Origin of the sequence: Pseudomonas sp. G.S.17, assembly GCF_038096165.1 — a bacterium.
Taxonomy (GTDB): Bacteria; Pseudomonadota; Gammaproteobacteria; order Pseudomonadales; family Pseudomonadaceae; genus Aquipseudomonas.
In genome coordinates, this window is sequence record NZ_CP151076.1 from 5586913 (window position 1) to 5601025 (window position 14113).

At 59.9% G+C, this 14113-nt stretch carries 14 protein-coding genes; 7 read left to right on the top strand and 7 right to left on the bottom strand.

Annotated elements, in window-relative coordinates; translation table 11 throughout:
* Window positions 1–255 precede the first annotated feature (255 nt).
* Together AABC73_RS26020 and AABC73_RS26025 are read right to left on the bottom strand one after the other, a co-directional pair.
* Window positions 256–1152, bottom strand: a complete 897-nt coding sequence (locus AABC73_RS26020) for a PA4780 family RIO1-like protein kinase (RefSeq protein ID WP_341521502.1) — start codon at window positions 1150–1152, stop codon at window positions 256–258.
* A gap of 244 nt (window positions 1153–1396) precedes the next feature.
* On the bottom strand, window positions 1397–2203 hold the full coding sequence (locus AABC73_RS26025) for a helix-turn-helix transcriptional regulator (RefSeq protein WP_341521503.1): 807 nt from the start codon (window positions 2201–2203) through the stop codon (window positions 1397–1399).
* 86 nt (window positions 2204–2289) lie between these two features.
* Between AABC73_RS26025 and AABC73_RS26030 the strand changes: the two genes are divergently transcribed.
* On the top strand, window positions 2290–3318 hold the full coding sequence (locus tag AABC73_RS26030) for a bile acid:sodium symporter family protein (RefSeq protein ID WP_341521504.1): 1029 nt from the start codon (window positions 2290–2292) through the stop codon (window positions 3316–3318).
* Between the two features lie 98 nt (window positions 3319–3416).
* Here AABC73_RS26030 and AABC73_RS26035 read toward each other — a convergent pair whose 3' ends face one another.
* On the bottom strand, window positions 3417–4694 hold the full coding sequence (locus tag AABC73_RS26035) for an acetyl-CoA C-acetyltransferase (protein WP_341521505.1): 1278 nt from the start codon (window positions 4692–4694) through the stop codon (window positions 3417–3419).
* 114 nt (window positions 4695–4808) lie between these two features.
* Between AABC73_RS26035 and AABC73_RS26040 the strand changes: the two genes are divergently transcribed.
* From AABC73_RS26040 to AABC73_RS26065, 6 genes are all read left to right on the top strand, one after another.
* Window positions 4809–6164, top strand: coding sequence for a 3-oxoacyl-ACP reductase (locus AABC73_RS26040; RefSeq protein WP_341521506.1), 1356 nt, complete (start codon window positions 4809–4811; stop codon window positions 6162–6164).
* A 34-nt stretch (window positions 6165–6198) separates the two neighbouring features.
* Window positions 6199–7053, top strand: coding sequence for a MaoC/PaaZ C-terminal domain-containing protein (locus tag AABC73_RS26045; RefSeq protein WP_341521507.1), 855 nt, complete (start codon window positions 6199–6201; stop codon window positions 7051–7053).
* A 163-nt stretch (window positions 7054–7216) separates the two neighbouring features.
* Entirely contained in the window at window positions 7217–7522 is a 306-nt protein-coding gene (locus AABC73_RS26050) for a nucleotide pyrophosphohydrolase (protein ID WP_331149944.1), read from the top strand.
* The gene (locus tag AABC73_RS26055; protein ID WP_341521508.1) at window positions 7519–8268 is read left to right on the top strand and encodes a methyltransferase domain-containing protein; all 750 of its coding nucleotides are present in this window, start codon (window positions 7519–7521) and stop codon (window positions 8266–8268) included. Before AABC73_RS26050 ends, AABC73_RS26055 begins: the two co-directional genes overlap by 4 nt.
* Window positions 8269–8313: 45 nt before the next feature.
* A complete protein-coding gene (locus AABC73_RS26060) occupies window positions 8314–8952 on the top strand; it encodes a DUF4136 domain-containing protein (RefSeq protein ID WP_341521509.1) in 639 nt (212 codons plus the stop codon).
* An 18-nt stretch (window positions 8953–8970) separates the two neighbouring features.
* Window positions 8971–9534: a DUF4136 domain-containing protein gene (locus tag AABC73_RS26065; protein WP_341521510.1), complete on the top strand. Its 564-nt coding sequence runs from the start codon at window positions 8971–8973 to the stop codon at window positions 9532–9534.
* 141 nt (window positions 9535–9675) lie between these two features.
* Here the strand turns inward: AABC73_RS26065 and AABC73_RS26070 are convergent, their stop codons facing one another.
* The 4 genes from AABC73_RS26070 to AABC73_RS26085 form a co-directional block, all read right to left on the bottom strand.
* Entirely contained in the window at window positions 9676–10500 is an 825-nt protein-coding gene (locus AABC73_RS26070; RefSeq protein WP_341521511.1) for an ABC transporter permease, read from the bottom strand.
* An 11-nt stretch (window positions 10501–10511) separates the two neighbouring features.
* Complete coding sequence (locus AABC73_RS26075; protein ID WP_341521512.1) at window positions 10512–11759, bottom strand: ABC transporter permease; 1248 nt, start codon at window positions 11757–11759, stop codon at window positions 10512–10514.
* A gap of 79 nt (window positions 11760–11838) precedes the next feature.
* A complete protein-coding gene (locus AABC73_RS26080) occupies window positions 11839–12876 on the bottom strand; it encodes an ABC transporter substrate-binding protein (protein WP_341521513.1) in 1038 nt (345 codons plus the stop codon).
* Between the two features lie 84 nt (window positions 12877–12960).
* Complete coding sequence (locus tag AABC73_RS26085) at window positions 12961–14085, bottom strand: ABC transporter ATP-binding protein (RefSeq protein WP_341521514.1); 1125 nt, start codon at window positions 14083–14085, stop codon at window positions 12961–12963.
* Window positions 14086–14113: the final 28 nt, after the last annotated feature.

The window sequence follows — 14113 nt, forward strand, 5'->3', positions numbered from 1 at the left end:
GGTGTCAGGCGAAATACTGTCGGCCAATCCGACGCCATCGGGGACAAGTCCCCTCCTACCGGTTTACACCCATCAGGTAGGACCGGACTTGTCCGGGAGACGCTGGCGCAGGCAACGGATGGGTGTCAGGCGAAATACTGTCGGCCAATCCGACGCCATCGGGGACAAGTCCCCTCCTACCGGTTTGATTCCTCCGTGAAGGCGTCGGAGCTCATAAAAAACCCGGCCTGAGCCGGGTTTCTTTTTAACTGTCGATCACTGCATCCAGGGCGGAGGCGGTTCTTCGGCGGTTTTCGTCGGTGGTGCTTCGTCGGCGGCGCGAGCGGCCTGGCGACGGTCTTCGTCCAGACGCGCTGCTTCGATTTCACGCAAGACCCCGCCCACATCGGCCAGGTCTTCCGGTTCGTCGAATTCGCCCGTCAACACGGTAGCTGGGGACAAGGTGCCCGCTTCGTAGAACGACCACATTTCCTTGGCGTACTTGGTGGTGCGCAACTCTGGCGCAAAGCGGCCGAAGTACGACGCCATGTTGCCCACGTCCCGCTCCAGCATGCTGAACGCGTGGTTGTTGCCCGCAGCATCCACCGCTTGCGGCAGGTCGATGATGACCGGCCCGGTCGGCGTCAGCAGCACGTTAAACTCGGAAAGGTCGCCGTGCACCAGACCGGTACACAACATCAGCACGATCTGCTCGATCAGGAACGCGTGATATTCCCGCGCCTGATCAGGCTCCAGCGTCACGTCATTCAGACGCGGCGCCGCATCACCGTACTCGTCGGCAACCAGTTCCATCAGCAGCACGCCTTCAAGGAAGTCGTACGGCTTGGGCACCCGTACGCCAGCACTGGCCAGACGAAACAGCGCAGCCACTTCGGCATTCTGCCAGGCGTCTTCAGTTTCCTTGCGGCCAAACTTGGAGCCCTTGGCCATGGCCCGAGCTTGCCGACTGTTACGAACCTTGCGGCCTTCCTGATATTCCGCGGCCTGACGGAAACTGCGTTTATTCGCCTCCTTATAAACCTTGGCGCACCGCAGCTCATTGCCACAACGCACCACATAAACAGCTGCCTCTTTACCGCTCATGAGCGGGCGCAGCACTTCGTCCACCAGACCGTCTTCGATCAGGGGTTCAATGCGTTTAGGAGTCTTCATCAGCTTTTATTCTGGGTCCTTCGTTGCCAAACACGCGATTGTTGCCCGTTATACGGCAATCCTCTGCCAGCGAGTAGTAGGAGCTGACGTTTGAGGGAGATAGTTTGTGTGGGAAAACCCGCCAACCTCCCGGTATCAAGCACCTTTCGTGCCGGAACATGCGCCCGCGACCTGTCTAGCGCAGGCCATCAACACTGTAGGAAGCGTCGAGCATTGGCAACATTATTGAACCAATCGCCTGCAATTATTGTTTGAACAGCTCTCCCGGCGTGAAGCCAAACAAGCCCTTGAATGCAGCGATGAACGCCGAGGTGGAATCGTAGCCACAAGCCAGCGCGGCGGTGGTCACGCTGTCGCCGTCTTCCAGTACGCCGAGGGACGACAGCAATCGCGCGCGCTGGCGCCAGGCGCGGAAACTCAAGCCGGTTTCACGCTGAAACAGGCGCATGACGGTTTTTTCCGAAGTGCCCAGGCGCTGCGCCCAGTCGTGCAAGGTAATCAGCTGGCTTGGGTTTTCGATCAGTTCATTGCACAAAGCCAGCAAGCGCGGATGACGCGGCAACGGCAGCGAGAAACTGACTTCCGGCAACTGCGCCAACTGATCGAGCAATACCTGGACCAGCCGCGCTTCACTGCTGTCGCCCAGCGGGTAGACCGGTGGCAACTGGCAGAACGACTTGATCAATTCTCGGGCCAGCGGCGTCACTTCCAACACCCGGCAACGCTGCGGCGCCCACTCGGAATCTTCCTTGCGCACATACAGGCTGCGCATTTCCGCGCGCATCGACGTCACCACTTGATGCTCCAGCCCGGCGGGGATCCACACGCCCCATTGCGGCGGGGCGAAAAAACTTCCTTCGGCCGTGTGCACACCGAGAACGCCACTGATTGCGTAGGAAAACTGCACCCAATCATGGCGATGCGGCGGCGTCCACGATCCGGCACTGAGACTTTCAGCACGGGCGTACAGCGGGCGCGGTAAATCCGTCAGCGTCGGGATCTGCCGTTCGCTGCCCAAAGGATGAATTCGATGTTGTCCGTTAGTCGGCATGTAATGGCCTTATGTCGCAAGACGGCAGTTTACGAGTGCGTTAGGCTGCGGACATCTATATTTACAAAGAATCCGTCGAGCCTTTTATGCCTGTACTCAAACACCTCAAACGCGTGGTCACTGACTGGTTCCTCTGCGGAATGGTCCTGGCCACCGTGCTGGCTTATTTCATCCCCGGCTTCGGTGCGAAGGGCGGCGGCATGCATGCGGAATACGTGATCAACATCGGCGTCTTCCTGGTGTTCTTCCTGCACGGGGTGAATCTGTCCAGCGAACAGATCAAGCATGGCCTGAAGAACTGGCGCCTGCACATCATGGTGCAAGCCTTCACCTTCATCGCCTTCCCGGTGATCTGGCTGCTGTGTGACAAAGCCTTCGGCTCGCATATTCCGGCACTGTTGATGCTGGGCTTCCTCTACTTGTGCGCGCTGCCCTCGACGATTTCCTCTTCGGTGGCCTTGACCGGCAGCGCAGGCGGCAACGTGCCAGCGGCGATTCTCAATGCCAGTATGTCCAGCGTATTCGGGATATTCATGACGCCATGGCTGGTCAGCCTGGTGGTCGGCACCGGCTCGGGCGGGATCGATCTGGGCTCGACGCTGCTGAACCTGAGCCTGATGATGCTGCTGCCACTGGTATTGGGCCAGTTGCTGCGGCCGTTGCTGGGCAAGTTCTTCGCACGGCACAAGAAGTACACCAACATCATCGACAAGATCGTGATCCTGCTGCTGGTTTACGCGGCGTTCTGCAATTCGATGGTCTCGGGCATGTGGCAAACCCAGGGCAACAGCGTGATTTTGATGGCGTTCGTCGGCAGCGCCGTGTTGCTGTTGGTGATCCTGCTCCTCACGACCACGACCGCCAAACTGCTGAAATTCAACCATGCCGATAAAGTCGCGGCGGTGTTCTGCGCCAGCAAGAAATCCCTGGCGGCAGGCGCGCCCATGGCGGCGTTGATCTTTGGCGATAATCCGGGGCTGGGCCTGATCCTGCTGCCGATCATGATCTATCACCCGCTGCAATTGATCGTCTGTTCGGTAATGGCGGAGAGCTATGCCACCCGCCACAAACAACAGTTGTCCGCAGAAGCACTGGAGGAAGCGCGGGCTGCTTGAGTTCGCGTGTGGGAGACAACTTGTTGGCGAGGCGTCGTGCCTATTCGCGAGCAAGCTCGCTCCCACACAAGTTCGCTCCAATTACTGAGGCGTTTTGCTCAGCGCTCCAGAATCGCCGTAACACCCTGCCCGCCCGCCGCGCAGATGGAAATCAAGCCACGGCCTTGCCCGGCGACGCTCAGCAGCTTGGCCAGGTTGGCGACTATACGGCCGCCTGTTGCGGCAAAAGGATGTCCAGCGGCCAGCGAACTGCCTTTGACATTCATTTTCGCGCGATCAATCGAGCCCAAGGGCGCGTCCAGACCCAGGCGTGATTTGCAGTAGTCCGCATCCTCCCAGGCCTTGAGCGTGCACAGCACTTGCGCGGCGAAGGCTTCGTGAATTTCGTAGTAATCGAAGTCCTGCAGCGTCAGGCCATTGCGCGCCAGCAGGCGCGGTACCGCGTACACCGGAGCCATCAGCAGGCCTTCCGCGCCATTGACGAAATCCACCGCCGCCGCTTCGCCATCGCGCAGATAGGCCAACACCGGCAAACCGCGTTCCTTGGCCCACTCTTCACTCGCCAACAGCACCAGCGAGGCGCCATCGGTCAGCGGCGTCGAGTTGCCAGCGGTCAATGTGCCCTTGGCGCTGCGCTCGAAGGCCGGTTTGAGACTGGCGAGCTTCTCCAGCGTCAAATCCGGACGCAGGTTGTTATCCCGAGTAAGGCCCAGATACGGCGTCATCAGATCGCCTTGCCAGCCTTCGGCATAAGCCGCAGCCATTTTCAGATGGCTTTCCAGAGCCAGCTGATCCTGCTGGTCGCGAGGAATACCCCAGGTTTGCGCCATGAGTTCGCAATGCTGGCCCATTGAAAGCCCGGTGCGCGGTTCGCCATTGCGTGGCAGTTCCGGCTTGAGATTGTGCGGGCGCAATTGCATCAGCGCCTTGAGCTTGTCGGCGGTGGTCTTGCTGCGATTAACCTGCAACAGAATATTGCGCAGGTCTTCGTTCACGCCAATGGGCGCATCGGACGTAGTGTCCACGCCGCCCGCGATGCCGCATTCAATCTGGCCCAGGGCGATTTTATTGGCGACCAGCAACGCCGCTTCCAGGCCAGTGCCGCAGGCTTGCTGGAGATCGTAAGCCGGCGTTTGCGGCGACAGGCGCGAACCGAGCACGCATTCGCGGGTCAGGTTGAAATCCCGGGAATGCTTGAGCACCGCACCGGCGACCACTTCCCCAAGGCGCAGGCCGTGCAGGTTGAAGCGCTCGATCAAGCCCTCCAGGGCGGCCGTCAACATGGCTTGATTGCTGGCAGTGGCATATGGCCCGTTGGAACGGGCGAACGGAATGCGATTACCGCCGACAATGGCGACCCGGCGTGGCTGATTCATGGAAAACTCCCTTTCTTAACGCGAATTCGCTGATGAGCAGCGTAGGACGATCTCGAACGAAGATCGCCTTTTTGTGGTCCACTCCTTTGAACCCCGACTCAAGGAGAGTGTTCCATGTCGTCTGATCGCTACATTGATTTCGCCAATTCCGACATAGGCCGTCGCCTGGTTGGCGCGATTGGCCTGCCCAAGCCGGTCAGACTGGAACGCTGGCAGGCCGGGCGTCTGCGCCCTGTCGAAGGCACGTTGTTGATCAGCGCCGGACCGCTTGCCGATCACGTCAGGCTGTTCGCGCAGCGCCTGACCGATTCGCTTTACAGTTTTGGCAGCGAGATTCCCGGTGCAACTAATTGGGTGGCCGATCAAGGGCCGAAGCTCAAGGCGGTGGTGTTCGATGCCAGCACTTTCACTCAAGTCGATCACCTCAAGCAGTTGCGCGAATTCTTTCAACCGTTGTTGCGCAGCCTGGACAGCAGCGCCCATGTGCTGATCCTCGGTCATGCCCCGGCATCTCTGAAAGATCCGGTTGCCGCCGCGACCCAGCAGGCGATCGAAGGCTTCAGCCGTTCGCTGGCCAAGGAAATGCGCAATGGCGGCACCGTGCAATTATTGCAGGTCGATAACGGCGCCGAAGAACAGCTTGAAGGCGCGTTCCGATTCTTCCTGTCGCCGAAAAGCGCGTTCATCTCCGGTCAGGTCATCCGCCTACGCCGTTGCGCCATCGAAGTGCAGGACTGGAGTCGCCCGCTGGCGGGTCGAAAGGCCCTGGTAACGGGTGCCGCACGCGGGATCGGCGCAGCCATTGCTGAAACATTGGCCCGGGATGGCGCGGAAGTGGTGCTGCTCGATGTGCCTCAGGCCAGGGCTGACCTCGAAGCGCTGGCTGCGCGCCTCGGCGGACGGGCGCTGACGGTGGATATCTGCGCCGAAGATGCGGCGAGCCAATTGATCGAGCACCTGCCGGACGGGCTGGACATTCTGGTGCATAACGCCGGCATTACCCGGGACAAAACCCTGGCCAACATGCCGGCGGATTTCTGGGACTCGGTGCTGGCGGTCAACTTCAACGCACCACAAGTCCTGACGCAAGCGCTGGTCGACAGCGGCACCTTGCGCGACAACGCCCGGGTGATTCTCATGTCGTCCACGACCGGGCTGGCCGGGAATCGCGGGCAAACCAACTATGCCGCCAGCAAGGCCGGGCTGATTGGCCTGGCGCGGGCCATGGCACCGTCGCTGCATGAACGCGGCATCAGCATCAACGCCGTGGCGCCGGGTTTTATCGAAACCAAAATGACCGCCGCCATGCCATTCGCCCTGCGCGAAGCCGGACGCCGGATGAGTTCGCTGGGCCAGGGTGGCCTGCCTCAGGACGTCGCCGAAGCGGTGGCCTGGCTGGCACAGCCGGGTTCCGGCGCAGTCAGCGGTCAAGTGTTGCGAGTCTGTGGTCAAAGTGTCGTCGGCGCGTGAGTGACACGGTTAAAAACGAGCAAGGAGAAACACGATGAGTGCTCATTGGCTTTATCTGGACAGCCTGCCGGCTTTGCCGAATCTTTTCGTGCAGGCGGCCCTGAAGCGCAAAGTGACGGGTACGCAATTGCCGGAACTGGGCCTGCGCTGCTGGATGTCGGTGGACCCGGCCAAGCTGGCGGCGTACCGCCAAGTTTGCGGTTATCCCGACAGCAGCCTGCTGCCGCCGACGTATCCCCATGCGCTGGCTTTCCCGTTGCAAATGCAGCTGATGACTGCCAAGGATTTCCCATTCCCCTTGCTGGGGCTGATTCATCTGGCCAATCGCATCACGGTCCATCGGCCGCTGGGTGGGGTGAATAAGGTCTACATCGGGGTGCATGCGCAAAATCTGCAACCCCACGCTAAGGGTGCCACGTTCAGCCTGCTGACTCAGGTTGAAGATTCGCTGGGCATTCTCTGGGAAGAAGAAAGCACCATGCTGTGTCGCGGGGTTCAACTGGAAGGCGCGGCTGAGGGCGATTTCGAGCCCGCGCCATTGCCGGTCAGCGAAGTGGCGCGCTGGGAGGCAACGGCCGATATCGGTCGGCGCTATGCCAAGAGCTCGGGCGACTACAACCCGATCCACCTGAGCAGACCCAGCGCCAAACTGTTCGGTTTCCCGCAAGCCATCGCCCACGGCATGTGGCTCAAGGCCCGTACCCTCGCCGCTCTGGAAGACCATTTACCCGCGTCGAACCTCGACATCAGCGTGCAATTCCACAAACCGGTGCGGCTGCCCAGCGAAGTGGTGCTCTCGGCCAGTGCCGCAGGGTCGCATGGGCAGCTGAAACTGGAAGGCGCGCAGGGCATCGTGCATATGCTGGGGACTTGGCAGCCGGTGGAATAAGAAATTCACGGTCTATCGTAGGACCGGCTTCAGCCGGGAGAGCACGCCTCGCGGCTAAAGCCGCTCCTACGGCCGAATTGCGGGCAATTCTCATTGCGCCGCGCGCCTCCCACTTGCGTCCCGTCCCGTTCCCCCGGAAGCTATGCGCCTTCTGGAGAACATCATGAACCTCGACGATTTGACCCAACGCATGCATCGCATCCGCGATCAAAACGACTGGAAACAATTTCACAGCCCGAAAAACCTGGCTATGGCCGCCAGCGTTGAAATGTCCGAGCTGGTAGAAATCTTCCAGTGGCTCAGTGAAGACCAATCGCGCCAGCTGCCGCCTGAAAAACTGGCTCACGCCGGGCAAGAAGTCGGCGATATCGTGCTGTATCTGATTCTGATGTGCAGCGAACTGGGTCTGGATATGGACGCCGTGGTGCGCGCCAAGCTGGCAGACAATGAACGCAGGTTCGCCAAATGAGTGACCGCCATTTCGACCAACTGGCGACCCGTTTCGCGGAAAAGATCTACGGCGGCGCCAAGGGTGCGATTCGCCTGGCGGTGTTGCAGGCCGATCTCAGCGAAGCATTGCCGGAGCGCAAGCTGCGCGTTCTGGATATCGGCGCAGGGCTTGGGCATATGTCGCTGTGGCTGGCCGAACGCGGGCATGACGTGACCCTGGCCGAACCCGCCGAGCCGATGCTCGAAGGCGCGCGCCAGCGATTCGCCGAAGCCGGCCAAAGCGCCACCTTCATCCAGGCGCCTTGGCAAGAATTGCCCGGTTTGCTCAGCGAACCCTACGATCTGGTGGTCTGCCACGCGGTGCTGGAATGGCTGGCGGAACCGCACACGATTCTGCCGGTGTTGCACCAACTGACCAAAGCCGATGGCTGGCTGTCACTGGCCTTTTATAATCGTGACGCGTTGGTCTATCGCAACCTGCTCAAGGGTCACTTCCGCAAGATGCGCAAGAACGACATGGCCGGCGAGAAGCAAAGTCTGACGCCGCAACAGCCACTTGATCCGCGTGAATTGGCGGCGCAACTTGAAGGCATGTGGCGAGTCGAAACCCAGAGCGGCGTAAGAGTTTTCCACGATTACATGCCGGTCGAGTTCCAGGCTCGCGTAGAGCTGGCCGACTTGCTGGAAATGGAACTGGCCCATCGTCGCCATCCGGCGTATGCCGGGCTGGGGCGCTACCTGCATTGGGTGTGTCGCCCGGTGTAGAACCACGGTTGTTCACTGCTATCCGAGGCCACTGCGGAGGCCATCATGAAACGCCGCTTCGCTTTGATCGCGCTGTGCCTGGGCATCAGCGCCTGCCAAACCGATAACCCGTACAACGCCAGTTCGTTGCCTTTGCCACCGGCGCCGCCACAAGCAGCCACGACGCTGGACATGAGCGCCTACCCTGCTCCGGCGCGGGATTACGGCCGCTATCGCAGCTGGACCTGGCTCAACAGCCAACTGCCACCCGGTTCGGCATGGGCCGACTCGGCGCAAATCGCCGAAGCCGTGAGCAACGGGCTCGATCAACGCGGCCTGCGACCGGCGCAAAACCCGCAGGCGGCGGATTTGCGGGTGACAGCTGATACCCGACTGGAAACCCGTCTGCGTCAGGTGCGCGACGACTACTACGATCCATACTATGGCGGTGCCGGGCTGGGCTACGGACGCTATAACGGTCCGTATCACAATGGTTATGGTTACGGCGGCTACGCGTCCGTGCCGGTGGTACGCACTTATCAGGAGCAGGTCGTTGTCGTACACATCAGCCTGTTCGATGGGCGCAACGGCCAGCCGGTGTGGAGCGCCAGCGCTGAAACCCGCAGCGACGGAAGCCTGTCCGACCGCACCAAAGCATTGCGGACGGCAGTGCAGAAAGCACTGACCGCTTACCCACCTTCTTGATTGTTTCGGAGAACTGCCATGTTCCGCGGTCTTGTCGTGTTGTCCCTGGCGCTGCTGCTCAGCGCTTGCCAGACCAGCCAGGTCAATCGTGACTTCGATGCCAGTCGCGACTTTGGCGGCTATCGCAGCTGGAGCTGGAAAGAACCCGGCGTGCAATATCAGCCGGATGATCCGCGCATCAAAAGCGACCTTACCGAGCAACGCATTCGTCAGTCGCTCGGCGAGCAGCTGGACCAGCGCGGCCTGCGCATGGCCCGCCCGGGCAGCAATGCCGATCTGAAAATACAGACCTGGCTGATCGTCGAGAATCGCCAGCAACTGGTCAGCACCAATTACGGCGGCGGCTGGGGACCTTGGGGTGGCTACGGTTATTGGGGCGCGCCGATGAGCACCGAGACGCGCAGCGTCGATTACAAAGTGACCACGCTGCAGGTTGATATGTACGACGGCAAGGATGGCAAGCTGGTCTGGCGTGGCAGCACCGAGCAGATCCTCAGCGAAAGATCCGCCAATCCGGATGCCCGCAACAACGTGATTCGCCAGACCGTGGCGAAGATACTGGAGCAGTACCCGCCGCATTGACTTGGGCGCGGCAAATACAAACCTTGTGGGAGCGAGCTCGCTCGCGAAAGCGGAATTCCAGTCGACAAATGTATCGCCTGCGATACCCCCTTCGCGAGCAAGCTCGCTCCCACCCAAGCTCGCCCCACAATCAGGTGTGATTCATTCCACCGCCGTGCGCAACTTCTCGCTACGCCCACGCAACCATTCCAGCACCAGCAGCAATACCACCGAGAAACCGATCAGCAAGGTTGCGGCGGCGGCGATGGTCGGGCTGAGGTTTTCGCGGATGCCGCTGAACATCTGCCGAGGCAGGGTCACCTGTTCCGGTCCGGCAAGGAACAGCGTCACCACCACTTCATCGAAGGAAGTGGCGAAGGCGAACAGCGCGCCGGAAATAACCCCCGGCGCAATCAGCGGCAAGGTCACCCGACGGAACGCAGTCACCGGCGAAGCACCAAGACTGGCGGCCGCGCGCACCAGGTTGTAGTTAAAGCCCTGCAAGGTCGCCGACACCGTGATGATCACGAACGGCACACCCAAAACCGCATGCACCAGGATCAGCGAGATAAAGCTGTTGCCCAGTCCCAACGGGGCGAAGAACAGATAGCTGGCCACCCCGATGATCACTACTGGCACCACCATGGGCGAAATCACCAAGGCCATGACCAACGCCTTGCCGGGGAAGTTGCCACGGGTCAGGCCAATTGCCGCCAGCGTGCCAAAACCCATGGCCAGGATGGTGGCAGCCGGCGCGATGATCAGGCTGTTCTTCAGGGAGCGCATCCACTCGTTCGAGTTGAAGAAGTCCTGATACCAATGCAAGGAAAAGCCTTGCAGCGGATAGACCAGAAAACTCCCGGAGTTGAACGACAACGGAATGATCACCAGTACCGGCAGCACCAGAAACAACAGGATCAGACCGCACATGATGCGCAGAGCGTAAAACCAGACACGCTCAAGAGGCGAAGAATAAGGACTCAACATGGCGACTTTCCTCAGCTCAGGCGCAGGCGGCTGGCGCCGACCAACCAGTTATAAATCAGATAAAGCACGACGGTCGCCAGCAACAGCAGGCCGCCCAGCGCTGTGGCCATGCCCCAGTTGATGCTGGTGTTGGTGTAGAAGGCGACGAAGTAACTGACCATTTGATCGTTCGGGCTGCCCAGCAACGCTGGGGTGATGTAGTAGCCGATCGCCAGAATGAACACCAACAGGCAACCCGCGCCAATCCCGGCGTAGGTTTGCGGGAAGTACACGCGCCAGAAGCTGGCAAATGGATTGCAGCCCAGGGAAATCGCCGCCCGCATGTACGTCGGGGAAATGCCCTTCATCACGCTGTAGATCGGCAGAATCATGAACGGCAGCATGATGTGCACCATCGAGATGTACACGCCGACCCGGTTGAACACCAGCTCCAGCGGCTTATCGATAATGCCCATGGCCATCAACGCGCCATTGATCAGCCCGCTCGATTGCAGCAACACGATCCACGCGGCGACCCGCACCAGAATCGAGGTCCAGAACGGCAGCAGCACGAGAATCATCAACAGGTTGCTTTGTCGTGCTGGCAGATTGGCCAGCAGATAAGCCAGTGGATACGCCAGGACCAGGCAGATCAGGGTGATGACAAACCCCATCCAGAAGGTGCGGGCGAAGATATCCAGGTAAATCGCTTGATCCGGGGTCGCAGGCGCCACTTCACCGAGGTCATCGATGCGGTGGTCGACAGCGGCCAACAGGTAATAGGGGGTAACGCTACTGGTATTGCGACGGAGCACCTGCCAATAGGCCGGATCACCCCAACGTTCGTCCAATGCTTCGAGCGCATCTTTATAAGAAGCCGGTTCAGTGGCAAACGGCAAGGCGCGAGCGGTGGTCATCAGCAGGCTGCGGTAGCCGGCCAGTTCCATGTTCAGACGCTTGGACAAATCGCCCAGGGTCGAATTCTTGCGGGTTTCAGCCAGCTCAAGGCTCAGGGTTTTGTAGACCGACTCGGAAGGAAGTCCTTTGCCGTCCCATTGCGCGACCTGCACGACAGTGGCCGGCAAGGCGTTGACGACTTCCGGGTTGCCGACGCTCTTGTAAAGCAGCGCAACGATTGGCACTAGAAACACCAGCAACAGGAAAATCACCAGTGGCGCAATCAATGCCTGGGCCTTCCAGCGGTTGACCCGTTCGGCACGAGCCAGGCGCTGTTTCAAGGTGGGGCTGGCGCCGTCAGGCAGGGGCAGGGCGAGGGCCATAGCGAACTCCGAAATCTGTCAACGAGGGACGCGCTTCCCACACAGGAAACGCGCCCGGATCTAACTCAACTTGATGCGCTTACTTGGCAGCCCAGGAATTGAATCGCTGTTCGAGTTGCTCGCCATTGTCGGCCCAGAATGCCACGTCGATCTGCACCTGATCCTTGATGTTCTCAGGAGTAGTCGGCATGTTCTCCAGCGTTTCAGCGCTCAACAATTTGACGGCTTCGGTATTGGCCGGACCGTAAGCGATGTTTTCCGAGAAGGTCTTCTGCTGCTCAGGTAGCACGCTATAAGCGATGAACTTCTTCGCCGCGTCAGCTCGGGATTTATCCAGACCTTTCGGGATCGCCCAAGCGTCGAAGTCGTACACGCCGCCAGTCCAAACCACTTTGAGTTTGCTTTCCTTGGCTACCGCTGCGATGCGGCCGTTGTAGGCCGAGCTCATCACGACGTCACCCGATTGCAGAAACTGCGGAGGCTGGGCGCCCGCTTCCCACCACTGAATGCTTGGCTTGAGCTTGTCGAGCATCTTGAATGCACGGTCCTGACCGTCTTTTCCGGCCAGCACTTTGTAGACGTCTTTTGGCGCTACGCCATCAGCCATCAGGGCGAATTCCAGGGTGTACTTGGCGCCTTTACGCAGGCCACGTTTGCCGGGGAATTTCTCGGTATCCCAGAAATCCGCCCAGCCGGTCGGAGCCGATTTAAGCTTCTCGGCGTTGTAAGCCAGCACCGTGGACCAGACGAAGAAGCCTACGCCGCAAGGCTGAATGGCGCCTTTGACATACTTTGCCTTGTCGCCGAACAATTTCGGATCGAGTGGTTCGAACATGTCTTCATCGCAACCGCGAGCCAGTTCCGGCGATTCGACTTCTACCAGATCCCAGGACACGCTTTTGGTGTCGACCATGGCTTTGACCTTGGCCATTTCACCGTTGTATTCACCAGCGATGATCTTGCCTTCGCCAGCCTTTTCCCACGGGGCGTAAAACGCTTTTTCCTGGGCAGCCTTGTTGGCGCCACCAAAGGACACGACGGTCAGATCGACAGCCATGGCTTGCGCCGCGCACATCATGCCCAGCGTAATGGCGGTGAGTTTCAAAGATTTGAGCATTTGGTTGTGTTCTCCACGAGCAGTGTTGGTTTTATGCGTTGAGGGCGATCTATCGCCTCTGGCTGATGCCTTTTTATTGGTGAATCAATGCACTTGCTGCAAGGGATCGAGCGCGCGAACGTGCTCGATTTGCCATCCAATTGGCACAACGTCGCCAACGCTCAACGCCGGATCCAGCTCGGCGATGGGCTGCTTGACGAAGAAATCGGTCTTGCCTGCCACTTCCAGACGCACACGAACGTGGTCGCCCAAATACACAAACTCGGCCACTCGGCCGGAGAAACGGTTCACGCAGCTTTCGCTGTTGCCATTGAGGCTGATGCGCTCGGGGCGGATCGAGAGGGTCACGTCATCACCGACCGCACCGACGTTGACGGCCAGGGCTTCGACTTTCTCGCCGCGACCCAGCTCGACCACGCAACGGTCACCGGAATGGCTGAGCAACTTGCCATTGAGGCGGTTGTTCTCGCCGATGAAGTTGGCGACGAAGGTGTTTTTCGGCTCTTCATACAAGGTGCGCGGCGCGGCGATTTGCTGGATTTCGCCTTGATGGAACACTGCAACGCGGTCGGACATGGTCAGCGCTTCGCCCTGATCGTGGGTCACGTAGACCACGGTCACGCCCAGGCGTTGGTGCAGATGTTTGATTTCCATCTGCATGTGTTCGCGCAGTTGCTTGTCGAGCGCGCCCAAGGGTTCGTCCATCAGCACCAGTTGCGGCTCGAACACCAGCGCGCGGGCCAGCGCCACACGCTGTTGCTGACCACCGGAGAGTTGCGCCGGGTAGCGATGGGCGAAGGTGCCGAGTTGCACCATGTCCAGCGCACGTTTGACCTTTTCGCTGATGTCGGCCTTGCTCAGGCCGCGCACCGACAGCGGGAACGCAAGGTTTTCCGAGACGGTCATGTGCGGGAACAGCGCGTAGTTCTGGAACACCATGCCGATGTCGCGTTTGTGCGGCGGCACGTTATTGATGGAACGGCCGGCGAGGAGAATTTCGCCGGCGGTCGGGGTTTCGAACCCGGCCAGCATCATCAGGCTGGTGGTCTTGCCGGAACCGGAAGGCCCGAGCAGGGTCAGGAATTCGCCTTTGCGAATCTCCAGGTTGAGGTCTTTGACGATGAGGGATTCGCCGTCGTAGCTCTTCTGCACACCACGAAAGCTGACCAGAACATCGTTTGCCCCAGCGCTTGAATCGACGTTGCTCATTACCCACACCTTTGTTTTGTCTGCGTGG